This window comes from Rouxiella sp. T17 (genome assembly GCF_036663475.1).
Taxonomy (GTDB): domain Bacteria; phylum Pseudomonadota; class Gammaproteobacteria; order Enterobacterales; family Enterobacteriaceae; genus Rouxiella.
In genome coordinates, this window is sequence record NZ_JAWUEA010000041.1 from 116,691 (window position 1) to 140,534 (window position 23,844).

At 41.3% G+C, this 23,844-nt stretch carries 21 protein-coding genes; 20 read left to right on the top strand and 1 reads right to left on the bottom strand.

The window, feature by feature from the left end; all coding sequences use genetic code 11:
* The first annotated feature begins 207 nt into the window (after positions 1-207).
* From SC206_RS19855 to SC206_RS19930, 16 genes are all read left to right on the top strand, one after another.
* On the top strand, positions 208-975 hold the full coding sequence (locus tag SC206_RS19855; RefSeq protein WP_332740066.1) for a helix-turn-helix domain-containing protein: 768 nt from the start codon (positions 208-210) through the stop codon (positions 973-975).
* Positions 972-2,729, top strand: a complete 1,758-nt coding sequence (gene sctC, locus SC206_RS19860; RefSeq protein WP_332740067.1) for a type III secretion system outer membrane ring subunit SctC — start codon at positions 972-974, stop codon at positions 2,727-2,729. The genes SC206_RS19855 and sctC overlap by 4 nt, the downstream gene beginning before the upstream one ends.
* Positions 2,726-3,862: a type III secretion system gatekeeper subunit SctW gene (gene sctW / locus SC206_RS19865; protein WP_332740068.1), complete on the top strand. Its 1,137-nt coding sequence runs from the start codon at positions 2,726-2,728 to the stop codon at positions 3,860-3,862. The genes sctC and sctW overlap by 4 nt, the downstream gene beginning before the upstream one ends.
* A 15-nt stretch (positions 3,863-3,877) precedes the next feature.
* The gene (locus SC206_RS19870) at positions 3,878-5,929 is read left to right on the top strand and encodes an EscV/YscV/HrcV family type III secretion system export apparatus protein (protein WP_332740069.1); all 2,052 of its coding nucleotides are present in this window, start codon (positions 3,878-3,880) and stop codon (positions 5,927-5,929) included.
* Positions 5,930-5,937: 8 nt separating this feature from the next.
* Complete coding sequence (gene sctN / locus SC206_RS19875; protein WP_332740070.1) at positions 5,938-7,230, top strand: type III secretion system ATPase SctN; 1,293 nt, start codon at positions 5,938-5,940, stop codon at positions 7,228-7,230.
* Positions 7,214-7,657, top strand: a complete 444-nt coding sequence (locus tag SC206_RS19880; protein ID WP_332740071.1) for a hypothetical protein — start codon at positions 7,214-7,216, stop codon at positions 7,655-7,657. The genes sctN and SC206_RS19880 overlap by 17 nt, the downstream gene beginning before the upstream one ends.
* Positions 7,654-8,583, top strand: coding sequence for a hypothetical protein (locus SC206_RS19885; RefSeq protein ID WP_332740072.1), 930 nt, complete (start codon positions 7,654-7,656; stop codon positions 8,581-8,583). The genes SC206_RS19880 and SC206_RS19885 overlap by 4 nt, the downstream gene beginning before the upstream one ends.
* Positions 8,580-9,521 (top strand): FliM/FliN family flagellar motor switch protein, encoded by a 942-nt coding sequence (locus SC206_RS19890; RefSeq protein ID WP_332740073.1) that lies wholly within the window; start codon positions 8,580-8,582, stop codon positions 9,519-9,521. Before SC206_RS19885 ends, SC206_RS19890 begins: the two co-directional genes overlap by 4 nt.
* Positions 9,508-10,167, top strand: coding sequence for an EscR/YscR/HrcR family type III secretion system export apparatus protein (locus SC206_RS19895; protein ID WP_332740074.1), 660 nt, complete (start codon positions 9,508-9,510; stop codon positions 10,165-10,167). The genes SC206_RS19890 and SC206_RS19895 overlap by 14 nt, the downstream gene beginning before the upstream one ends.
* Positions 10,168-10,176: 9 nt before the next feature.
* Entirely contained in the window at positions 10,177-10,434 is a 258-nt protein-coding gene (locus tag SC206_RS19900; RefSeq protein WP_332740076.1) for an EscS/YscS/HrcS family type III secretion system export apparatus protein, read from the top strand.
* Between the two features lie 13 nt (positions 10,435-10,447).
* Positions 10,448-11,200, top strand: coding sequence for a type III secretion system export apparatus subunit SctT (gene sctT, locus SC206_RS19905; protein ID WP_332740077.1), 753 nt, complete (start codon positions 10,448-10,450; stop codon positions 11,198-11,200).
* Between the two features lie 9 nt (positions 11,201-11,209).
* Positions 11,210-12,301, top strand: coding sequence for an EscU/YscU/HrcU family type III secretion system export apparatus switch protein (locus tag SC206_RS19910; RefSeq protein ID WP_332740079.1), 1,092 nt, complete (start codon positions 11,210-11,212; stop codon positions 12,299-12,301).
* Positions 12,302-12,397: 96 nt separating this feature from the next.
* On the top strand, positions 12,398-12,919 hold the full coding sequence (gene sicA / locus SC206_RS19915; protein WP_332740080.1) for a type III secretion system translocator chaperone SicA: 522 nt from the start codon (positions 12,398-12,400) through the stop codon (positions 12,917-12,919).
* 1 nt (position 12,920) lies between these two features.
* Positions 12,921-14,666 (top strand): type III secretion system translocon subunit SctE, encoded by a 1,746-nt coding sequence (sctE, locus tag SC206_RS19920; protein ID WP_332740081.1) that lies wholly within the window; start codon positions 12,921-12,923, stop codon positions 14,664-14,666.
* A 14-nt stretch (positions 14,667-14,680) separates the two neighbouring features.
* On the top strand, positions 14,681-15,871 hold the full coding sequence (locus SC206_RS19925) for a hypothetical protein (RefSeq protein ID WP_332740082.1): 1,191 nt from the start codon (positions 14,681-14,683) through the stop codon (positions 15,869-15,871).
* 21 nt (positions 15,872-15,892) lie between these two features.
* Positions 15,893-16,900: an IpaD/SipD/SspD family type III secretion system needle tip protein gene (locus SC206_RS19930; protein WP_332740083.1), complete on the top strand. Its 1,008-nt coding sequence runs from the start codon at positions 15,893-15,895 to the stop codon at positions 16,898-16,900.
* A 24-nt stretch (positions 16,901-16,924) separates the two neighbouring features.
* On the opposite strand, the gene SC206_RS19935 is transcribed toward SC206_RS19930, so the two are convergent.
* Positions 16,925-17,587: a winged helix-turn-helix domain-containing protein gene (locus tag SC206_RS19935; RefSeq protein ID WP_332740084.1), complete on the bottom strand. Its 663-nt coding sequence runs from the start codon at positions 17,585-17,587 to the stop codon at positions 16,925-16,927.
* Between the two features lie 831 nt (positions 17,588-18,418).
* On the opposite strand from SC206_RS19935, the gene SC206_RS19940 reads away from it, so the two are divergent.
* The 4 genes from SC206_RS19940 to astB all read left to right on the top strand — a co-directional run bounded on the left by SC206_RS19940 (position 18,419) and on the right by astB (position 23,716).
* A complete protein-coding gene (locus SC206_RS19940; protein ID WP_332740085.1) occupies positions 18,419-19,627 on the top strand; it encodes a bifunctional succinylornithine transaminase/acetylornithine transaminase in 1,209 nt (402 codons plus the stop codon).
* 124 nt (positions 19,628-19,751) lie between these two features.
* Positions 19,752-20,825 (top strand): arginine N-succinyltransferase, encoded by a 1,074-nt coding sequence (gene astA / locus SC206_RS19945; protein ID WP_332740086.1) that lies wholly within the window; start codon positions 19,752-19,754, stop codon positions 20,823-20,825.
* Positions 20,822-22,303 (top strand): succinylglutamate-semialdehyde dehydrogenase, encoded by a 1,482-nt coding sequence (gene astD, locus SC206_RS19950; RefSeq protein ID WP_332740088.1) that lies wholly within the window; start codon positions 20,822-20,824, stop codon positions 22,301-22,303. Before astA ends, astD begins: the two co-directional genes overlap by 4 nt.
* Positions 22,304-22,369: 66 nt before the next feature.
* On the top strand, positions 22,370-23,716 hold the full coding sequence (gene astB, locus SC206_RS19955) for an N-succinylarginine dihydrolase (RefSeq protein ID WP_332740090.1): 1,347 nt from the start codon (positions 22,370-22,372) through the stop codon (positions 23,714-23,716).
* Positions 23,717-23,844: the final 128 nt, after the last annotated feature.

Genomic DNA, 23,844 nt, shown 5'->3' on the forward strand with positions numbered 1-23,844 from the left:
ATACCTAATGCTATGGCTAGAGATATTAATTACCAAGGGTATTTTAATCTTGATTTCTTTATGATGAAAAATGATAGACGATATTTGATCGATTTGAAGGAGTGATGACAACAATCGTAAGTATCATATTTACATCAAGATAATCAAACCGTTAAAGATTATGATTCTGAAAATAAATTAAGTCTTCATCTTCACGGGATTAATTATATGCTTTTTAAAACCATCCCACATATATATAGTGAGGGCAAGCAGACAAGGATTACCGAGAAGAAATTATGGCTGGCAGAGGTTAATGATATTAACGGATGCGAATTGAAATGTATCTTACGACATAGTAAAGAAGGTACGTTAACATTAAAAAATCATTGGCGAGGATTAATTGCGCTGGATGTTATGGCATTAAAAATCAATAAAGGTACTCTACGTTTTTTTGAAATTGATATTATGAAAATGGCTAAACTTCAAGTTTTTCTGGATCATGCCATTTCGAATACCGACACCATAGAAACTGACGAATTATGTTGGGCTTCATTCCCAGATACCGTACAAGATTTGAATCCTGATGAAATGGAATATTGGCTATTAAATCAGGCGATGCGCCCAGCTGAAGATAGTAAACAACTCGTACAATTCCTGCGCGAAACAGAGTGCTATAATCTTGTGCATTTTTTACTTTCCGCAACGGATGACAATGATCAATGCCTACAAAATTTGTGCGTAAGGTATGGATTGTCAGCTGCGCATTTTCGGAGATTGTCACGCCATGCATTAGGTCACACGACAAAAGTGACGCTGCGCGAATGGAGAATGACTAAGGCGGTATTAGCATTTATAAACGATCCACATAATATGACAGATGTTGCATTTGCCCATGGCTATTCTTCACTTTCGCATTTTTCGAATGATGTTAAAAAAATGCTTGGCATGACCCCTAGAGCGCTAAGAAAGTCAATTATTGATATGGCGATGAAATGAATAATGAGAGAAAGATGAGTGTTAAAGTGATATTAAAAGCCCTAACCGTGCTTGTTATAAGCATGTCAATAAGTGTAGGCGCTTATGCGAGAGAAAATGCTTCTGAAAATGATAGCGCTATAGAAAAAATTCATGCAAGTAAGGTTGATGGTTATGTTGCAACCAATGAAAGTATTGGCGGTTACTTTAGTGCCCTGTCTTCAAAATTAAATAAACCTATTATATTAAGTAAACTAGCTTTAAGGAAGAAAATCAGCGGCGAAGTATCTCTAGTCGATCCACAATTGCAATTGGAACTAATGAGTAATAACTTGGGCTTGATTTGGTATGACAACAACTCAACCCTTTATGTCTATGATGCAACAGAAATGGCAAGCCAAATTATAAAAATGAAGGCTATTTCTTTAGACTATTTATTGGCTTACTTAAAGAGAATTGGAGTTTACGATAGTAAATATCCATTACGTGGAGAAGAGGGGAATTCAACTTTCTTTATATCAGGCCCTCCTATATATGTTGAGCTTATCAATGAACTTGCGCAAACACTCGATAATCAAGATCCGGAATTAGAGTCTGGAGAGACAGTCTCTATCGTTTATTTGCAGAATACATTCGCAGAAGATAGAGTCTATAGCTTCAGAGACCAGAAGTTGGTGGTCCCGGGTATCGCCACAGTTTTAGGTCAGCTTTTTACGCAAGCAGATGTGAAAAGCGTAAAATTAGACAAAAGTGTCTATGGAAATATTAACGGTATTTCTGGAAACATAGAAGAAGCCAATAACTTACCAGATGCAGGTATGCCCAAACCTCTGCAACCTCAAGAATATGTAAATCCTGCACAGGATGCTGGGCAAACTAATTACTCCGATGTTAAAATTATCTCTAATCCAGGTAATAACAGCCTGCTGCTTAAAGCAAGCGAAAAACAAATTTTGCATATTAAAAACATTATCGCCGCACTCGATAAGCCACGCCGACATATTGAACTTTCCGTTTGGATAGTTGATTTGGAGAAGAGTGCGCTAGAGCAGCTTGGAACCAATTGGAATGGTGGCCTGCATATCGGCAATAAACTCGGTATTTCCTTAAATCAAGGAGTAGGAGGGACAGGGAGTATGATCAATATGTCGAGTACGTTAGATGGAGGACAATTTATGGCTGATATTTTGGCACTTAGTAAAAATAAATTAGCTAACATTATTTCTCGTCCTGTTATCCTGACTCAAGAAAACATCCCTGCTATTTTTGATAATAGCCATAGTATTTATACCCAATTATTAGGTGAACATAATGTTGACCTGCAAAAAATCACCTTTGGAACAGCAGTCAGCGTATTGCCTAGATTTACCCAAAATGATGAAATAGAAATGATGTTAAATGTTGAAGATGGCAATGCAAATGAAACTTCTGGCGGAAGCGACAGTTTAATCGCCCCCTTGCCGCAAATTGCCCGCACAAACATCAGCACAGTGGCGCGCGTGCCCAGAGGTAAAAGCTTGCTTATAGGGGGTTATACAAGGGATGAAGATAGTAAAAATTATACAAGCATACCCTTGCTTGGAAAAATACCCTTCATCGGTGCCTTGTTTCGCTATCGTATTACCCAGAATACTCAAACCGTCCGAGTATTTTTGATACAGCCTCGTGAAATAAAATCACAAGACATTGCACCTGAGAATTCACTGTCACGGGACTTATTTAGTTCCACACCGTTAAGAGATTGGAAACAAAATCTCTCAATGAGTTTTTTATGAGTACAATTAACAATGATTACGGACGATCGTCAATGATGATCGTCCGTGAACAACAGCGAGGAAAAGCACAGGAGAAAAAAGAGTCTTCAAATGCTAAGGCTAGTGAAGATAGCTTGGTAGACGATCAGCAATATCTAGTACTAGACAACGAATCTTCCGCTGATTTATTAGCTAAAGCTTCACAGAGTGTTGATGAATGGATGCAGGGTTTCTCACTCTTTAGGTCGAGAAAAGATTTAATGTCAAAGAGTGGAGCAGATGCAGAGAATAATTTTGATTCGATATTAGAAGACAATAGCATTCAAAAAATAGCTATGCTTCTTAAAATGGTATCGAATGTTAAAGGTAATAGCATAAAGGATATGCTGTTTACTTTTTTCAAACAATTTCCAGATGAGAGTGACAGGGTCATCATTCTCAGAAAAGCGTTACAAAGATCTGATATTGATGAAAGTGTGAAAGTTACGCTGCGCAGCGTGCTTAAAAAGCTTGAAGAGTCGGGAAACACAAAGTTATTAAAAGCCGGGATTAACGTTGCGCTTAAAGCGAGATTATTCGGTCAAAGCCTTGGAATAAGCGCTTCGCTTTTAAGAAGCACATACCGTAACTTCCTTGAAAGTGACGGTGATGATATTGAAACATATAAGAGTTGGATATCAATCTTTGGGTATAAGCAAAGACACAAGATACTTGAATTTATCGAAGAGGCGCTTTTGATTGATATATCTTCAACGGCGCCAAGTTGTATGGATTTAGAGTTTGGCCAATTACTTTCTCACTTACTTAAATTGAAGCAAATAAGGAGTTTGGAATCTGAGTTTATTCAAGGTTTGTTGACTCAAAAAAACATTACTCGTATTAATAGTTCGGAAGAGAAATGGTTACTGTTCGTTTTTTGTATACAACAAGATCCTCATGGAGTTGAAGTTTATCTTAAAGATATTGATAACTTACCCGAAACACATGATAACACATCGAAAAAAGCACGATTTTATCAGTCATTATTAGCGCTAATAAAAGGCCTCCCTGATTATTTTTTCAATGAGTTAACGGACAAATCGGCAGTAGAAATTTTATTAAAATTAAAAATTGGCAAGTATTTTAAACGTGAAACACTAGGTAGGAATGCCTGATTGCAGGCGACAAATATGGAAAGAATAACAAAACATATAAAACAACATCCAGAAATGATAATTTTATTGTTGATAGTAACAATAATTGCCATGCTGATTGTGCCTTTACCAACCTATTTGGTGGATTTTTTAATTGGATTAAATATTGTTATTTCAGTTCTGGTTTTTTTGTCTTCTTTTTATATTAGCGGGATCTTGAGTTTTTCGACTTTTCCTGCTGTATTACTTATTACGACTTTGTTCAGGCTCGCGCTGTCTATCAGTACGAGCCGCCTTATATTAAACGATGCCAATGCCGGCGAGATTATTGAGACCTTTGGACTTTACGTCATTGGTGATAACCTCATCGTAGGATTTGTAATCTTTTTTATTGTTACTATTACCCAATTTATGGTTATTACAAAGGGCGCAGAAAGGGTCGCAGAGGTTGCTGCTCGCTTTTCACTTGATGCCATGCCGGGTAAACAAATGAGTATTGATGCCGATGTAAAAACAGGTATCCTCGATTCGGAACAGGCTAAAGAGAAACGAAGTATTTTAGAGCGTGAAAGTCAGCTTTATGGATCATTTGACGGCGCGATGAAGTTTATAAAAGGGGATGCAATCGCAGGCATCATCATCATCTTCGTAAATTTTATCGGTGGCCTTAGCGTAGGGATGAATCAGCATGGCATGGTAATGTCCGAAGCATTACAGACTTATACTATGCTCACAATTGGTGATGGTCTGGTTGCGCAAATCCCATCATTGTTAATAGCCGTAAGCGCTGGATTTATCGTTACTCGTGTAAGTGGAGAGGGTGATAATATGGGTAAGAAAATTCTTTCCCAGCTAATAAATCAGCCATTTGTCATTGCTGTTGCTGCCATTCTTACTCTGGGCATTGGATTACTACCGGGATTTCCATTTTTTGTATTCCTTACATTATCTATGATTCTCGCTATCACTTATTTCATCAAGAATAAAAAACAGCGTAGTGAAGAAAAAAGCGTTACAAACAATACTTCTCAATCAACCAGTAAAAAAAATGGAGAGCATAGCAGCCTGGATAGCTCGATGACGATGGTAAACCATCTCGACGATACTCATGCTGAAGCTCTCCCGCTAATACTTATCGTTCCTGATGAATACTACGAAAAATTGTTGCAGCAGGACCTTTCTGGACACATTCGTAGCCAGTTCTTTATTGATTACGGAATTCACCTTCCAGAAATACTATTGAAGAGTGGTGAAAAAGGAATTATTAATTCTGTAACGTTCTTGATAAATGAAATAAAAGTTGAAGAATATACTCTTTACTTTGATCGTTTACGCGTTATTAATAAGCTAGAAGAGCTTGAATTTCTTGATATTGAAATGTTTAAAGAGAGTAGTGGGGTTTGGGTCGAAAGAGAAACAAAAGATGATTTGATGGCTTTAGGTTATTCTTTAAGAACTGCGCTTGATGAACTTTATTATTGTATTTCACTACAATTGGCTCATCATATAAATGAATTTTTTGGCGTACAAGAAGCCAAAACCATCTCTGACAGGCTTGAACAGACCTGCCCAGAACTCATTAAAGAAGTTTTGCGACATATGACAATGCAGAAAATATCCGAAATTTTACAGAGGTTATTGTCTGAAAGGATTTCTATTCGCAATATGAAAATGATTATGGAAGCACTTGCTTTATGGGCTCCTAAAGAAAAAGATGTGATTTTATTGGTCGAGCATGTGAGGGGAACTTTAGCACGCTATATATGTGACAAGTTTTCTATAAATAATCAACTTCGTGTGCTAATGGTAACGACTGAAACGGAAGAGATTGTTCGAGCAGGCATCAGAACCACATCCGGTGGATCTTTCTTAAATATCGAGCCTGCAAAAGCCGAAGAGCTCATGGATATTTTTACCGTAGCGCTACAAAATTACGATCATGAGTTTAAAGACATAGTTATTATCTCTTCAATAGATGTCCGACGATTTATCAAGAAATTTATTGAATCAAGATTCAAAGATATTGCGGTGATTTCCTATGGTGAACTGTCACAGCATGTAAACGTCGACGTTATACAAACTATTTAGGAATGAAAATGCCAACTCCTCCATTATTGAATGTTCAGGCGCATCCGATTGTTATTCGAACACCAATCATTGAATCTGATCTGGATGGCGTTTTCATCGGTGAAATTTGCGAACTACGCCGTAGCATCTTTAATCCCAAGCTTATTGGACGAGCGCAGGTATTAGGTTTTAGTCCAACGAGAACTATTTTGAGTTTACTAGGCCATGCAAACGGCTTGTCACGTGAATCCATTATTCACCCTACGGGCCACGAACTCATAATTAAAGTAGGTAAAGATCTGGCAGGAACTGTCGTTAATCCTGAGGGTAGAATCATGGATTCCTTCGTGAGCAGTCATTCACCTCTGTTAAATGAAACTCGTGCGATTCATGCACCTGCACCATCCTGGCAAAGTCGGAAAGGTATCAATAAGCCGTTGGTGACGGGAATTAAGGTCATAGATGCACTGCTAACCTGCGGGATGGGTCAGCGTATTGGTATTTTTGCGTCCGCAGGCGGAGGGAAAACGACGTTAATGCAGATGCTGATAAACAATATCAATGCAGATATTTTTGTCATAGGACTCGTTGGCGAACGAGGGAGAGAAGTTGCAGAGTTTATGGAAATTCTCAAGATGTCAGGCAGAAAAAGTGACTGCGTTCTTGTTTTTGCCACCTCTGATTACTCATCTTTGGATCGATGTAACTCTGTACTTATTGCCACTACTATTGCCGAATATTTTCGAGATTGCGGAAAAAATGTAGTGATGTTCATCGACTCAATAACACGCTATGCAAGAGCTCTAAGAGATTTGGCCCTATCTTCGGGCGAACCGCCAGCGAGGAGAGGTTATCCTGCATCGGTTTTTGAAGCATTACCTCGTGTGTTGGAAAGAGCGGGCAATGCTGCGTGTGGGAGTATTACCGCCTTTTACACCATACTACTCGAAGGTGATGATGAAACAGACCCTATTGCCAATGAAATCAGGTCTATATTAGATGGTCATATTTACCTTGACCCACATTTAGCTGCCCAACATCACTTTCCTGCTATTGATGTACCTCATAGCCTGAGTCGAGTAGCCAGTAAAGTGTGCACATCAGAGCATTTAAAAAGTGCCGCTGCCATCAGACGAAAGCTCGCCATAATTGATGATACAAAAATGCTGATCGACATCGGTGAATATCAATACGGGCAAAATTTGGAAAATGATAAAGCCATCAATCAACGTCATCAAATACGAGAATGGTTATGCCAATCTGCAGAGGATGTGCATGATTATACTTTGACATTAAAAGATTTGCATGAAATCGCATCGTAAGATAAACGCCCTATATGCTCATTATCAGGCGAGAAATTTACAAGCCCGGCAAAATCTATACATGACTATCAGAAACCGGGATGGACTAATAATCAAACGTGAAGAATTAAAAGTTCAGCAAGATGTCATAAAGAAACTAATCAAAGAATATTGTTACAAAGCTTGCAACAATAGAGCTACCTTATTTGAGGAAATGCGCAAGGTTGCAGTCTTTAGACGGAAACTACTAAGTGTTGAGCTGGAATGTCTGCAGGTTCAGAGTGAGATAGACGAGCTCACTTTAAAAAAGAAAGAAATATCCCACTTACTCTTAATATTGGAAAATAAATCTAAAAAATTCATTCAATTATTAGCTCAATCAAAGTTGGTGCAGCTTAGAAAGAATTTATCTGAAGAAGAATCTGAATTAGAGGAGTACTTATCATGAAAATTAAAGAATCTCCAGTCCTACATATATCACATGACTTTAGAAAAAATGAACAGTTGCACAGCTTAGAAGAGCGTATAGCATTTGAAAAATCTAAAAAAAAGAAACATATTGATAAAATTGATTTTTTAAACCTAAATTGTAATGAAATATCTAAAGAGGAAAATAACTCACTAGATTATAAAAATTCAGAACAATCACACCGTAATCTTAAATTATCCTCAAAGAAAACTCATATCGATATCCAAAAAATTTTTTTAGATGATAATCACACAAATATTAAGCCTTCAGTAGTGCATGACTTAAAGAAGAACAAAGAAAAACTTAAATTGAAAGCGTCTTTGAAAAATTCCACTCTAGATATTAAGGAAGTAGTAAAAAAAGAGACTGCAATTCATCTTTTGATCACCGCTGCAAAAAGACCTGAGAACGCTTATTCAACAATAATGGCTCAGGCTACTGATGACAGAGTTTTGGACAAAAAATTAAAAAACATTGATGTAGATGTGTTAGATAAAAACCCTTTACAAAAAATGAGGATAGTTAATGATCTTGAATCAAATGTTATGTCACTTGGTAAATATAATTTAAGTCACGATGCTAGGCTTGTAACAACAGAGAAAAGCAATCCAACAAATCTTGATTATATTAAAACACCTAAAGAAACGGGTAAAAATATGCCAGTTTTTGACGTCGTTAAACCGACAGATAACTTTCCCGTAATTTATAATTTTCAAAAATTACCAATGGGCAGCAGCGTAGCTATAAATTTAGCAATGAAGGGGCATTTTACCCTAACACCCTCTTCAGAACATGTACAACGGCTATTAAACCATAAGAGATCTTCTTTATCCGATAGTATTAAGTGGTCTTTGATACCCAGAGATAGCCTCTTTGAGAATGAAACGGACGAAGGTTTCATGTGATTAATCATAAATTACGTAATTTAGATAAAAAAGAAATCAATGAAATTATTACCCGAGAATATTGGTGCTCGGTGGATAGGGATAACGATCAGACAGTTCCACTTGATCTAACTAATTTAATTGAATTCAAAACATATGAGGGTTGGATTGGAATAATTAACCTTTATTCTTGGTTTCAATACTTTTTTATGCATCAACGCGGAATGAGTTTTGAATCGTGGAACAAGGACGAACTTATCGAGTTGTTTCTTAACACTTATATACCTATTGATATTGTTTACTCAGAGTATACTTATACTCAAATAGTGGAAGCTTTTCCTGTAAGTGTTACGACTGAATATTTATATTCTCTACTAAGTTTTAGCTCCAAACAGGGCAAGGTCTGGATATCTTCACTGCCAAAACTAGATTCAAAATCTCTTTCGGCAAAATTGTCGAATCAGCTAATTAAACGTTTTAAGTTGAATGTTTATTTTTTATTAGGTGAAAGCACTATAAGTACGAAGTTGTTGAGTCGTCTTAAATTAGGTGATGCATTACTGGTCAGTTTTCAATGCGAATATATAATGTTAGAAAACAACATACTAGGAAAATACAGTATTAAGGATGAAAACGTGATTTTTGAAAACAATGAAGATTTAACTCATAAAGACTTTAGTGATAATGAGTATATTGATAGATTGCAAGAGAGATTAGGTGTTCTGCCGCTAGATGACCTTCCAATTTCACTTACTTATATTTTACAGCAAAGTAAATTGACAATAGGGGAATTGCAGGATTTGTTTCGTGGTAAAGTTCTACCTTGTGAAGAAGATAATTATAAAAAAATAATAATTCAAGCAAATGGTATCAACCTCGCTCAAGGCGAGTTAATTTGGTTAGAGGATAAACCAGCAATTCTAATCAACAGCTTGGAAGATGGCAATGCCACTAAATAACGATCTTCCCCTGATTGGCGTTTTAGCGTTAGCGACCTTGTTGCCTTTTTTGATCGCTTGTGGAACCTGCTATATAAAATTTTCAATAGTGTTTGTTATGGTAAGAAATGCACTCGGTCTACAACAAATCCCTTCAAACATGACTCTGAACGGAATTGCATTGTTATTAGCTATGTTTGTTATGAGCCCGATAGTTAAAAATGGTTATGAGTATTCCATAGCTAACAAGACAAATTACAATGATATCCCTTCGGTTGTCGAGTTTGTTAATGATGGCTTAACAAGCTATAGAGACTATCTTGAACGGCATTCTGATCCTGAATTAACCAATTTTTTTGAAAAAATTCAGCAGGGCGAAGGTAAAGATGACATTCAAGCGGTGCCGGATAAAATATCAATTATTTCGTTACTTCCCGCTTATGCATTAAGTGAAATAAAAAGTGCTTTTAAAATCGGATTTTATATTTACTTGCCATTCGTTGTTATCGACCTGTTGATTTCATGCGTGTTATTAGCATTAGGTATGATGATGATGAGCCCGGTAACAATTTCAGTACCTATCAAATTAGTATTATTTGTAGCCATGGATGGGTGGACGGTTCTAACCCAAGGGCTCATTTTACAATATATGGATTTGCCAACTTAAGGAGCGATTATGGGTGACATGCTTTATGCAGGCAACAAGGTATTGTATTTGGTGTTGATTTTGTCTGCCGGACCGATATGTGTTGCTACTATAGTGGGTTTACTTGTTGGTTTAATTCAGACAGTAACTCAATTACAGGAACAAACATTACCTTTCGGTATCAAATTGTTAAGTGTGACACTATGTATATTTTTGATGTCTGGCTGGTACAGTGAAATACTCTTAAATTACTCGCGAGAAGTATTTAGGTTTGCATTATCATCATGATAGCTGATTTCAAATGATTGCTCATACTGACTATTTTTATCAAATACTTATCAATATTGCATTATCATCAGCACGGATCATGCCGATGTTTATTATGTTGCCTTTTTTAAATAGCAACGTAATAAACAATACTATACGTATACCGGTCGTAATGTTGCTCGGCATGGCATTATATCCAGGCCACGAAAATTTTATTCTTGAGTTACCGCTCTTGGAAAAACTTGCATTGGTCAGTAAAGAAGTATTCATAGGTTTATTATTAGCCTGTTTGATCTGTACTCCATTTTGGATTATCCATGCCGTAGGTTGTATTATTGATAACCAACGCGGTGCTACTATTAGTAGTAGCATTGATCCAGTAAGTGGGGTAGACACCTCTGAATTGGCAAACTTTTTCAATCTCTTTTGCACGGTTATTTTCTTAAATACTGGAGGGATGGTTTTAATGTTGGAAACGATTCATAAAAGTTACGAATTGATCGGGCCTACAGAGTTTAGGTTACCTGCTATTCAATTGATTCCTCCAATGTTGAATTTCATTATCACCCGTGCGGTCATGGTTGCCAGTCCCTTGGCTGCTATCTTTCTGTTAACAGAGGCAATTTTAGGATTATTATCGCGTTTCGCTCCACAAATGAACGTCTTCTCATTGTCATTAACAATAAAAAGCTTTATCGGTTTTTTTATCCTTATCCTTTACATTCCTAATTCATTGCCTGGCATAGTAAGATCGTTAACCTTTGTCGCAGGCAAGTTAAGTTTATGAGAGTAAAACATGTCTTTAAGTAAGACAGAAAAGCCTACGCAAAAGAAAATAAAAGATGCGGTTAAGAAAGGTCAAACGTTTAAATCTAAAGATGTCACAATATCCTGCCTAATTCTTATTGGAATTAGCTATATTCCTCTTTTTGATTTTGTAAATGATATGGCTGGCGCATGGAAACTCTCTTTACAAGTAGGATTTATTCCCGATATCAACAAATATGCTCAAAGCGTGTTTATCCTTGCTTTAAAGATTATCGTGCCATTCCTTGCTCTCTGTATTTGCTTTTCAGCTTTACCGTCACTTATTCAGACAGGTTTTGCTATGGCTACCAAAGTTTTTAAATTTAACATTGGTGCCTTAAATCCAGTAAAAGGTTTTAAAAAGCTTTTCAGTCTCAGAACCGTCAAAGATACGATAAAAACCGTTCTGTACATCTTGGTCTTTATTCTGGTTGCGCGGCATTCGTGGAGTGAGTACAAAAATATTATTTTTATGCAAATCAATGCAACTCCACAACAAATTATTTTTACTTGGGGGAAAATCCTTCAGAGTTTGGTGTTTAGCTGTCTACTAGGCATGGTCATTGTGATCGTTTTAGATGCTGTAGCTGAATACTTTCTTTATATCAAAGAACTCAAAATGGACAAACAAGAGGTTAAAAGAGAGCGAAAGGACCAAGATGGGAATCCTGAAATTAAATCGATGCGCAGGGGATTACATGCTGAAATACTGAATGAACAGACCAAAATGGATATTTCCAACTCTAAGCTGATTATCGCAAACCCAACTCATATTGCAATTGGAATATATTTTAATGTCGACGTGGTACCGATTCCCTTTATTTCTGTTATTGAAACTAATCAGTGTGCGATTGCCGTTAAGGAGTACGCTAGAAAAGTAGGGGTTCCTATAATTGAAAATATTAATTTAGCAAGGCGAATTTTCCATACGCACAGTAAATATTCGTTTATCAACTTAGAGGAGCTGGACTCAGTGTTGCAAATGCTTTTCTGGTTAGAACAGGTTGATAATGGTTGGATGGAAGAGTCCGTTGAACATAATGATAAATTGACAGTCGATAAGGAGAAAAATATAGAGTAATGAGCGTTATATGTGAGTTTTAAAATGGAAACGGTGTTGTAATCTCTTCAATAAATAATCGTATCCTATCTACTTGGTTATTAAGGAGCTTTAACGATGCGAGACAATTTGGCCACCGATAGACAATTGTCAGATTTATTATCAGGATGTCTCGAAGATCAGCTGACTCTTAAAGATGTCCATCAAATTCCCGAAGATATGATGCAGAATCTTTATGCTCATGCCTATCAGTTTTACCAGCAAGGTAAGCTTGATAATGCAGAAACATTCTTCAAATTTTTATGCATGTACGATTTTTATAATACTGACTATTTTATGGGGCTTGCCGCTGTATACCAGTTAAAGAAACATTATCAAAAAGCAGCAGATCTTTATGCCGTGGTTTTTGCGATGAAAGATGATGATTATCGAAGCGTTTTCTATGCAGGTCAGTGCCAGCTCATGTTAGGTGAAAAAGTCAAAGCCCGTCGTTATTTTGAATTAATTGAAGAACTCAGTAAAGACGCGTTACTGGTCGCGAAAGCGAGTGCTTATTTAAAAACATTAAAAAATCCAGAAGATAATCAATCAAATATTGAGTCAATTATTGATGATATTAAGGCACTAACGGAGAATTAAAATGTCAGAGCACCTTATTACACGAAGAAATGTTCAAGCTCTCAATACAGAGTTTTTTTCCACAATTGAAACATCAAACCATGAAGTCGGTAAAAGACAATTCAAATCATCATCGTTATCTTCTTTACTTAAGTTGGATAGTCAAAATATTTTACCAGAAGATAAAACTGCCTGCTTTGGCGCGCCTGAGTTAGCTCATCCTGCAAGCTATAGTCAAGGAACCCAACCTAAAGCCAAGGGCTTAACGGCGTTGGTGGGTCAGTTGATGCAAATTTTATCGCAAGGCAACACTGACAAACTTAACAACCGCATCACTCAATTATCGGCTCTTAGTCAATCAAAGGCGTCTAACGCCAAGCAAATTCTTGCTGATTATTCCTCGGCACTTGCAGCAAGTGAACAAGCGCTATTGAATGCTAAAATTGATGTTAATGCTCACGAGCAGGCAACTTCAACGCTTAAGCAAAGTGAGCTTGATTTAGTGTCTGCTCAGGAGAAGCTCGCTAGTGTTAAACCTGACGACCCTAAGTATGATATCTATTTAAAAGATCTCAATAGAGCTCAATCTGTTAATTCAACGGCAAAATTAGCTGTAGAGTCCACAAAGGTTAAAGCCACTTCTTCAACAAATATTGCATTCGAAAAATCACTTATTGCCGATAAGCACTGGGAAAAAGTAAAGGCGGCATCAAGTACTAATCCTTCACTTGGCAATGTGGGCAATGAGCAACTTTTAACCGGATTAGCTGCCGTTACGCTTCTTCTCGGCCAACTTTCAAATTTGATAGGTGAGAGTGCCGATGCCAAACTAAAATCAAATGCTGAACTTTCGCAAAAGCTCCAGGAAGCCAGACAGCTTGAAATGCAGGTAAAGGCAAAAGAACAGGCAGAGGCAATTCGTAAAGCCGAACAACTAAATAAAGTGATGGGCTGTGTTGGTAAAATTCTCGGTGGCGTGATTGCAGCCGTCAGCATTGTAGGGGCTATTTTCACAGGCGGGGCGAGTTTAGCATTGGCAGCGGTGGGCATCGCCTTAATGGTCGCTGATCCTATCGTTGAAGCCGTAACGGGAAAAAGCATCACTAGCCGCATCATGGCCCCTATTTTAGAGCATGTATTTCAGCCCATGATGAAAGTGATAGGCGATCTTATAAACTCCGCGCTTAAAAAGCTTGGTGTAAAAGATGATATTTCAGAAATCATTACGGTTGTCGTTTCTGCTATCGTCGCAGTTGCCATAATAATCGTTGCTAGCATCGCGGCTAAAACTGCCGGTAAGGCATTAATAAAAAAAATGATGCCTATGATTGAAAAGATGATGACTAAGATTATGACTAAGGCCATTCCTCAAGCGATGAAGAATGGATCAAAAATGCTCTCGAAAAATGTCACAAAAGCTATATCGAAAATGCGAAATAGCCTGGGGCTTAAAGGCGATAATGAATCATATAAGAATCTCTCGACTCATTTAGAAAAAGCTATAACAGTTGGCTTTATGAGTAAAACGGTTGTTGACGGTGCTAACAGCATTCAGTCAGGTCTAGCGACTAAAGAAATTTCGGATAAAGAAAGTCAGATTGTCGTTGCTATGGCAGATATCAAAGCGATAAGTAAATTTCTTCAGATAGCCGTTGAAATATTCATCAGTGATATGAAGGCGAGTCTTGAAGCGTTCGAGCAAGTTTCCTCTTTGAATATAGAAAGAAATAATTCGAATTTGTTTATTTTAAATCCTCGCCAAGTATAAATAAGGGTAGATATATGATTTCTTTACATTCGCCAGTGGCACAACATCTGCAAAACTCTGTTATTAATGATGTAAATACTGAAAATACCCCTATATTGAGCACGGTTCAAACTAATGTTAGCGTCTCAAAGCAAGAGCTTCATTCAAAAATCATTTTAAACATTCAGACAGAAGAGGACGTTTTTACTAATCCTCCACAATTAAAAAAAGTGAAAGCGGTATCGCGTCAGGATTTTGGACTTGTGCTGACCGACCTGATTTATCTGTTGAAAAAGATCGAGCAAGATGCCATAAAATTCAGTTCTGATGGTATGAAAGCGTCTAAAGTTTCTGTCGATCGAAGAGCAGAAGCAATGAGAAAAGAAGGAATGATAAACTGTACAGCCCAGATTGCAGGTGCTGCTGTGAATATTGCCGTCTCTACAATGGCTCTTATTGGTATGAGCAATAAATCTAGCAAGGATAGTAAATCTAGCAAGGATAGTTCTGCCAAAAATAGCATTGATGACGCCACTAAGACAAAACTTGACAAATTAGATAACGTAAATAAGCAAAAAGTAGGAGATATCAATAACAAGTATGTAAATGATGTTTCGAAGCTTGATAAAAAATACACTGATATCAATAAAAGTGATAAAAGCGATATCGCAAAATTAGACAAGGAAGTTAGCGCTTTACAGAGAAATAATAAAAAAGCCCGAGAGGCAGGTTACGGTGATGTTGATAACAATGCTATTAATACTAAGCAAAAACAAATAGATGCAGCTAAAAATAATATCGCTAATAATGATAAATCTAAAGATGCGAGTATAAAAGCATTGGGAGCGGAACGAGATGCTAAACTTAACAAAGCAAATGCAGAGTATGAATCTGATAAAGATAAATTATTAACTAAAAACCCTAATGATATCGAAATAGAAAATCAGCGTAAAAACTCCCATAGATTTGAAAAGTTCAGGTTGATCGGCAATCTTGGTACCCCTGCTGGACAAATTGTTACTGCAATAGGAACACCTTTTGCGACAGAGCAAAGAATAAAAAGTACGCTTGCAGAACAAGAGTCTTCTGTAGACAATAAAACAACTGACAATAATCGTGACCGCAGCAATAACTATAGAAGTACGGCAATGGAATTGATTAATTCAATCAAAACCATTCTTCAAGATCGTACTAATACTGCCAGTGAAATCATTCGTAGATGCTAAAAATTTATAAGGGGTTATGCTATGCAAATATCCAACTTTCCTGGCATCAACAGTAAGCCTTTACTGAATGTTTCATATGCCTTACAAATAAAAGAGTCGTCTTTCACTTCAGAGTCATTAACTATTCAAACGGATAGTGAGGTAAAACCTCAAACTGATGCATTGAAACAGGCTATTGTTGATTATCAAAAATTTAATAGTGGTCCCGATAAGTCTAATGCCCAATTTGTGAATCATCTATTAAAACAAAACGTTTTAGGTTTAGATGCACAGCTTGAATCTGTTAAGGCATTCGAAAACAAAGAATTTGCTCAAGAGCACGGTGAGTTAATGACGGCCTTGAAGCAGAATCTAGCAAACACTGGCATTTCAGAGTTTGCTCCCGAGTCAAAAGGTAAAAATATTTCTGACAGCATTGGGGACATCATAGGTAATGTTAAAGAAAGCTATTACGATGTTTTCGAAGGTGCGGTTGCTAAATATATTCAGTTTTATAAAGAATTGAGTGCTATTTTGGCGAAAATGGGGAATTGGACAGACCCTAGTGACAAAGAAGGCAATGTAAAATTTAAATTCAAAACTTTACGTGATGAACTTGTAGCCCTAAAGAATAGATTTTATGGCTCTTTTGAAATACTTCAACTTTATCCTTCTAACGTCAGTAAAAATACATCTGAAGCTGATGCTAAAAAATGGGCGAAGGATATGGGGTTGCCTGCAAGCAGCGTGAAATTAGCAGCTAATAAAAAGGATTATTATGTCACTTTAGATATGTCGCCTTTAGAAACTATGATCAACAAAATGATCTACGTAAAGGAAAATGATAAAGATCCTACGGAAGTGACCAATACGGTATATCAAGCCTGGCTTACCGGCTTCAACGCCCAGGAGGAGCAAATAAAAACGACGATTAGTTCGTTGACTGGGCGATTTAGTAATGCAAATTCAATATATGATAACGTGGTTAAAATTTTATCAAGTACTATCGCTTCATTAGCTGATATGTCTAAACGCTATTTTTCATTTTAGTTAATTATATTTTAAAAGAAATTATTAGTTCTCAACATTTTTGCCTGCACTTTCAGGTGCAGGCAAAGCGGGTGCTGCTAAAGTTGGAGCGGGTAAAGAGATTTTGATTTCGATTGCGATATGCTTTTGGCCTAACACTTCAAGAAGTGAAAATTTATTACCCAACAAAGCCTCAAGCATCTCCTGAAAGTTTGAAGGTTGCGGAGGTGGAGTCGGAGAGGGCGGGTTTGGTGTCGGAACTTGAGTTGAATTAAAACTAGGCGTCGATCTTGAAGTGGAGGCGGAAGTTGAGTTGGAAACCGAAGTCAAAAGGGGTTTGATAATTTCAACTTCACTCTCTACATTCTCGGGCGGAAGGTGTTTAGTTACTTCTGCCACGAAAATGTAACCTTTTGAATACACTGTTTGAATCAATGCTTGATGATTATTCTTCTTTAATATTTTTCTTAATATATAAACACAGCGTGCTAATGATTCTTCAGAAACGAACGTCGTTCCCCATACTTGATCAAGCAATTCATCTTTTGTCATTAACTTACCGGCTGATTCCAATAAAGCCCTCAACACAGCAAGTTCTTTTGCACCCGTCCTAATAAAGGTGGTGCTTTTGATCAGCTGATTATCTCGAGTAAGAATATAATCTAAAAACTTATATTCAAATTTCCTTACTCCTTCTAAACGTTGCATATTAATCCTTTTTTATAAATGACAGCGTAGATAGTGTCTGACTTGAATTGCATTTTCAAGAGTGTTGACTAAACTTATCGAAAAACATCACAAAAAGAGGGTTATATTAATTATTACTTAAATAATAATTGCATTTCGTCTTAATTGTTTTGATTTTTATAATGAATATGATGTTGATGAAAAATAAATAATTAATCTTTTTGAAATCGTACTAATCATCTTTCCCATATGTTGATTTTTATTTACCTTTACAGTTAAGCCTCCTTATATATTTTGCTACTTACCGTTCAACTTACCTTGATGTCAAAGTTCATAGTGATTAAATAGATCTTTTGTTCATTGATGATTTAAATTTTTTTGGTGCAACCTTGCTTTTTTAAGGTGCATTTACCCCCTCCAGCCGCAGTCAAGCGTGCCATTGATCACAATTCCCATACAATTTTTTCACTTTTTCACCTGCATACTCATTCTTCGGAACCCTTGTCGGCAAAGGAGTTTTTAATAAATATTCACTTTTTATGCAGTTTATGTGAATAGTGGGCGACTTTAACTTGTTGTTTTTCCTTGTCTCACTCTTTTTTATTCACTTTTTTCATTTGCTGGCACGATGTCTGCACTCTATTATCAGGGCATCAGGCAAGCTCCTACGTGGTCAAAAAGCCTAATAAGTAAAAGTAAAAATGAATTTTTCGAATTTTCATTTCCTCACTTTTGAGAGGGAAAGGGAGCGTACACCTAAAATTCGCCAATTTTAATCACCGCCGCTGCGCGAATAATTAAACGTTTTATTTTCGCATCTACAGCGACGCAAGCAAAAACGATGAGGTTGATATGGAACAGCGTGTAACCCGCCAGCAGTTTGATGACTACATGGTCCCGGTCTATGCTCCGGCAGATTTTATTCCGGTCCACGGCGCAGGCTCCTGGTTGTGGGACCAGTCAGGGAAAGACTATGTCGATTTTGCCGGCGGTATTGCGGTTAATGCCTTAGGGCACCGACATCCCGCCGTTTTGCAGGCGCTAACTGAACAGGCTGATAAGGTGTGGCACCTTGGCAATGGTTACACCAACGAACCTGTTCTTCGTTTGGCCAAACAGCTGGTTGAAGCCACCTTTGCCGACAAGGCCTTTTTCTGTAATTCAGGTGCCGAAGCCAACGAAGCCGCGCTCAAGCTTGCCCGTTTAGTGGGGCACTCCAAGGATGCGCACAATAAAAACGAAATTATTGCGTTTAACAATGCCTTCCACGGCCGCACCTTATTTACCGTAAGTACCGGTGGACAGCCGAAGTATTCGCAAGATTTCGCGCCGCTGCCACCCGCCATTACCCATCTACCTTTTAACGATGTGAACGCGGTCGCTCAGCATATTTCATCGCGTACCTGTGCCGTCATCGTTGAGCCGGTACAGGGGGAGGGCGGCGTCTTGCCCGCTACGGCAGAATTCCTCAAAGGACTTCGCGCGCTTTGTGATGAACATGACGCAGTGTTGATTTTCGATGAAGTGCAAACCGGCGTCGGCAGAACCGGCGAACTTTATGCTTATCAGGCCTACGACGTGGTCCCAGACATCCTGACCACCGCCAAAGCCTTGGGTGGCGGCTTCCCGATTGGTGCGATGTTAACCATCGACACTCTTGCTCGTCATTTCCAGCCGGGAACGCACGGGACCACTTACGGCGGTAATCCTCTCGCAACGGCCGTTGCCAGCAAAGTGTTTGAGCTGATTAACACGCCTGAAGTGTTGGGCGGCGTAGCGCTGCGTCACCTGTGGTTTACCGAACGCCTGAGTCAAATCAATCATCAGTACAAGATTTTTTCTGAGATCCGCGGCATGGGCTTACTGATTGGCGCGGTAATGAACGAACGTTACAGCGGGCAGGCTAAACAGCTGACCCAATTGGCGGCTGAAGAAGGGCTGATTGCGCTGATTGCTGGACCTAACGTCCTGCGTTTTGCTCCTTCGCTGATTATTCCTGAGGCAGACGTTGAAGAAGGTTTAAATCGCCTGGAAAAAGCCGTGGCCCGACTATGTTCATGAATTCTTTGTTCATAAGTTCAATGTCCATAAGTTCTTTGTTCATAAATTCAATGTCCATAAGTTCTATGCCCATAACTTATGGCAACATTACCGCGCCTTTATCGGTGGTAGCGAGGTACTCATCATGATGTTGATTCGTCCCGTGCGGCTCGGCGATATCGCCGACATTTTGCAGCTGTCGGCCAAAACCGGCATCGGCCTGACCTCGCTGCCTAAAGATGAAGCGCATCTTCGCACGCGCATCGAGCGTTCTCTCGCGACGTGGGAAGGCAGGCTGGACAAGGCAGATCAAGGTTATCTGTTCGTGCTGGAAGATGTCAGCCAGCAAAAAGTCGTGGGCGTCAGCGCGCTAGAGGTCGCCGTTGGCCTCAGCGAGCCGTGGTACAACTTTCGTTTGGGCACGCTGGTTCACGCCTCGAAAAGCCTGAATATTTACAAGCCCGTGCCGACGCTTTATTTAAGCAACGATCACACCGGTTACAGCGAACTCTGCACGTTATTTTTAGATCCGGATTTTCGTCATAGTCGCAACGGCCAGTTATTGTCGAAGGTGCGTTTCCTGTTTATGGCGGCGTTTCGCGACAAATTTTCGCCAAAGGTTATCGCCGAAATGCGCGGCGTCTCTGACGATCACGGTCATTCGCCTTTCTGGGACAGCCTCGGGCAGCATTTTTTCGGCATGGCGTTTGCCGAGGCCGATCGCCTTACCGGACTCGGGCAAAAATCTTTTATTGCCGAGCTGATGCCTAAACATCCGCTGTATGCCGACTTGCTAAGCCCCGAGGCGCGCGCCGTTATTGGTGAAGTACATCCGCAGACTGCGCCAGCCCGCGCGCTGCTCGAAACAGAAGGGCTGCGTTATCAGGGCTATGTCGATATTTTTGACGGGGGTCCCACGCTCGAAGGCGACGTCGACACGCTTCGCGCCGTGAAAGAGAGCCAACTTATCGAGGTCGCGATCGGCACAACCGACGCGAGCGACGATGACACCTGTTATCTGGTCGCTAATGAAAAGTATGGCGAGTTTCGTGCGGTGCTTATAAACGGCTCTGCCGATGCCTCGCAGCTTACTTTGGATCCCCACACTGCCGAGGTGCTCGGCGTCCGAGCCGGTCATGTGATCCGCGCGGTGCCGCTGTTTCCCGAAGCTGGCCAAATCGCCTCAACCCGACAACTTTCTCAAGCGAGTGAACTATGACCCATCCAGCCCTTTTTATTGATGGACAATGGCGCAGCGGCCAAGGCGTGCTGCTGGAGAAATCAAATCCGGTCAGTCAGGAAAAAATCTGGTCGGCGATGAGCGCCAGTCCTGAAGATGTTGAAGCTGCCTGTCAGTCGGCTCGCAGTGCTTTTCCTGCGTGGGCGCGCCTTGGTTTAGCGCAGCGCGCTGAAATTATCCAGCGTTTTGCCACGCTGCTGACGGAAAACAAAGCCGAGCTGGCCGAGACGATCAGTCAGGAAACCAGCAAGCCGCGCTGGGAAACGCTAACTGAAGTGCAGGCGATGATTGGCAAAATCGCTATTTCCCTCGAGGCCAATCAGCAACGTACCGGCGAGAAGCATACCCCGATGCCCGATGGCGAAGCCGTACTGCGCCATCGTCCGCACGGCGTGCTGGCAGTGTTTGGTCCCTACAATTTCCCGGGCCATCTGCCGAACGGCCACATTGTACCTGCGCTGCTGGCTGGCAACACGATTGTCTTCAAGCCTAGCGAGCTGACACCGGTCACTGCCGAGGCGACGATTCGCCTGTGGCAGCAGGCCGGTCTGCCCGCAGGCGTCATTAATTTGCTGCAAGGCGGACGTTCCACCGGCGAAGCGCTGGCGGCTTCTTCACAAATCGACGGCCTGCTGTTTACCGGCAGCGCCAACACCGGTTATCAGCTGCATCGCCAGCTCGCGGGCCAGCCCGAAAAAATTCTGGCGCTGGAGATGGGCGGCAATAACGCGCTGATTGTCGAGCCGGTAACAGATATCGACGCCGCCGTTAATCTTACCGTGCAGTCAGCGTTTATTTCCGCTGGACAGCGCTGCACCTGCGCGCGCCGCCTGCTGGTTAAAAAAGGCGAGGCGGGCGATGCCTTCCTCAAGCGCCTTGTCGAGGTCACTGCCGCGCTGCGGGTCGGCGCGTGGGATGACGAACCTCAGCCCTTCATGGGTGGCGTTATCAACGACGTTGCGGCGCGCAATATGTTAAAGGCGCAGGATGCGTTGCTCAATCTGGGCGCAACTTCACTGCTGACCTTATCGCGTCCAAGCCCTGACAGCACACTGCTGACGCCCGGTATTATCGAGCTGACCGGCATTTCCGGCGTGCCCGACGAGGAGTATTTCGGCCCGTTGCTGAGCGTCATTCGTTACAGCGATTTTGATGAAGCAATCAAACTCGCCAACCAAACACGTTTTGGGCTGGCCGCTGGACTGATTTCCGAGCAGCGCGAACAGTTCGAGCAGCTGCTGCTTGAAGCGCGCGCAGGCATCGTTAACTGGAACAAACCGTTAACCGGCGCGTCGAGCAATGCGCCGTTTGGAGGGATCGGTGCATCCGGCAATCATCGCCCAAGCGCTTTTTATGCCGCCGATTACTGTGCCTGGCCGATGGCTTCCCTCGAATCCGCCAGTCTGGAACTTCCGTCAACGCTGTCGCCGGGTATTGATTTAGGCCTGAAAGGCTAACCATTTGCCGTTCGGAGCGAGTTTTAGCGCGCAGAATCCGCCGTTTTGCGCGCTCAGGAGAACATAATGTCAGGATATGAAGTCAATTTTGATGGCTTGGTCGGTTTGACGCACCATTACGCAGGTCTGTCGTTCGGCAACGAAGCCTCTACGCGCAATCAGCGCGAGGTCGCGAATCCAAAGCTGGCGGCCAAGCAGGGGCTGCTGAAAATGAAGGCTCTGGCCGATCTCGGTTTCAAGCAGGGCGTATTGCCGCCGCACGAGAGGCCGCATCTCGCCACGCTGCGTCAGCTGGGTTTCTCCGGCAACGACGCGCAGGTGCTGGCGCAGGCCAACGCCTATTCGCCGCGGCTGCTGTCATCATTAAGCTCGGCATCGGCCATGTGGGTCGCCAATGCCGCCACGGTGTCGCCGTCAGCCGACAGCGCCGACGGTCGCGTGCATTTCACCGTGGCGAATCTGAATAACAAATTTCACCGCGCGATTGAGGCGGATACCACCTCCGCGATTTTGCGCGCAACCTTCAATCATGCCGCGCATTTTGCCCACCATGCCGCGCTGCCGCAGGTGGCGAGCCTTGGCGATGAAGGTGCAGCCAACCATAATCGTCTTGGCGCGGACTACGATCGTCCCGCCGTGCAGGTGTTTGTTTACGGACGTGATGGATTAACAACGGGCGACAATGAGCCGGTGCGTTATCCGGCGCGCCAAACGCGTCTGGCGAGTGATGCCGTCGCGCGTTTGCATCAGCTTTCTCCCGAGCAAACCGTTTTTGTGCAGCAAAATCCCGAGGCTATCGATCGCGGCGTGTTCCACAACGACGTGATTTCCGTGAGTAATCGGCAGGTGCTGTTCCATCATCAGCAGGCATTTGTTAATCAAAACGCCGCTTTTGACGAGATCCGCCGCAAGATGGCGCGTCTTGAATGTGATTTTCAGCCGATTGAAGTGCCGCAGGCGCGGGTTACGCTGGATGACGCGGTGGCAACTTACCTGTTTAACAGCCAGCTGCTCAGCCGCGCCGACGGCAAAATGACCATTGTGGTGCCCGAAGAGTCGCGCCAGCATGCGGCGGTGTGGAGTTATCTTTCGGATCTTCGTGAAAGCGGCGGTCCTATCGACCAGATTCAGGTGTTCGATCTGCGCGAAAGCATGCGTAACGGCGGCGGTCCGGCCTGTCTGCGTCTTCGCGTAGCGCTTAACGAAACGGAGCTGGCGGCGGTCAATCGCGGTTCGCTGATCGACGACACGCTGTTCCATCGTCTCAATCAGTGGGTTGATAAACACTATCGCGATCGCATGACGCAGGAAGATTTGGTTGATCCCCAGCTGCTGCTCGAGGTTCGCCACGCGCTGGACGAGCTGACGCAGATTCTGCAACTCGGCAACATCTATTCGTTCCAGCAGGGATAGGTTTCAACGGGGCAGAGGATCGCGATTCTCTGCCCGTTCCCCTTTTTCAGACCTTGTGACTAAAACTTGCTAATTCCCCAATATATTCCCCAAAAGTTAAATGATGCTATCATTTGGTCTCACGCCCG

Coding starts and splice junctions, on each gene's coding strand:
- astD (WP_332740088.1), top strand. CDS start 20,822: ATGACCCATCCAGCCCTTTTTATTGATGGACAATGGCGCAGCGGCCAA.
- SC206_RS19870 (WP_332740069.1), top strand. CDS start 3,878: ATGGAAAGAATAACAAAACATATAAAACAACATCCAGAAATGATAATT.
- SC206_RS19925 (WP_332740082.1), top strand. CDS start 14,681: ATGATTTCTTTACATTCGCCAGTGGCACAACATCTGCAAAACTCTGTT.
- SC206_RS19930 (WP_332740083.1), top strand. CDS start 15,893: ATGCAAATATCCAACTTTCCTGGCATCAACAGTAAGCCTTTACTGAAT.
- astB (WP_332740090.1), top strand. CDS start 22,370: ATGTCAGGATATGAAGTCAATTTTGATGGCTTGGTCGGTTTGACGCAC.
- sctE (WP_332740081.1), top strand. CDS start 12,921: ATGTCAGAGCACCTTATTACACGAAGAAATGTTCAAGCTCTCAATACA.
- SC206_RS19880 (WP_332740071.1), top strand. CDS start 7,214: ATGAAATCGCATCGTAAGATAAACGCCCTATATGCTCATTATCAGGCG.
- SC206_RS19855 (WP_332740066.1), top strand. CDS start 208: ATGCTTTTTAAAACCATCCCACATATATATAGTGAGGGCAAGCAGACA.
- SC206_RS19935 (WP_332740084.1), bottom strand. CDS start 17,587: ATGCAACGTTTAGAAGGAGTAAGGAAATTTGAATATAAGTTTTTAGAT.
- sctT (WP_332740077.1), top strand. CDS start 10,448: ATGATTGCTCATACTGACTATTTTTATCAAATACTTATCAATATTGCA.
- SC206_RS19910 (WP_332740079.1), top strand. CDS start 11,210: ATGTCTTTAAGTAAGACAGAAAAGCCTACGCAAAAGAAAATAAAAGAT.
- sctN (WP_332740070.1), top strand. CDS start 5,938: ATGCCAACTCCTCCATTATTGAATGTTCAGGCGCATCCGATTGTTATT.
- sctW (WP_332740068.1), top strand. CDS start 2,726: ATGAGTACAATTAACAATGATTACGGACGATCGTCAATGATGATCGTC.
- SC206_RS19885 (WP_332740072.1), top strand. CDS start 7,654: ATGAAAATTAAAGAATCTCCAGTCCTACATATATCACATGACTTTAGA.
- sctC (WP_332740067.1), top strand. CDS start 972: ATGAATAATGAGAGAAAGATGAGTGTTAAAGTGATATTAAAAGCCCTA.
- astA (WP_332740086.1), top strand. CDS start 19,752: ATGATGTTGATTCGTCCCGTGCGGCTCGGCGATATCGCCGACATTTTG.
- SC206_RS19895 (WP_332740074.1), top strand. CDS start 9,508: ATGCCACTAAATAACGATCTTCCCCTGATTGGCGTTTTAGCGTTAGCG.
- SC206_RS19900 (WP_332740076.1), top strand. CDS start 10,177: ATGGGTGACATGCTTTATGCAGGCAACAAGGTATTGTATTTGGTGTTG.
- sicA (WP_332740080.1), top strand. CDS start 12,398: ATGCGAGACAATTTGGCCACCGATAGACAATTGTCAGATTTATTATCA.
- SC206_RS19940 (WP_332740085.1), top strand. CDS start 18,419: ATGGAACAGCGTGTAACCCGCCAGCAGTTTGATGACTACATGGTCCCG.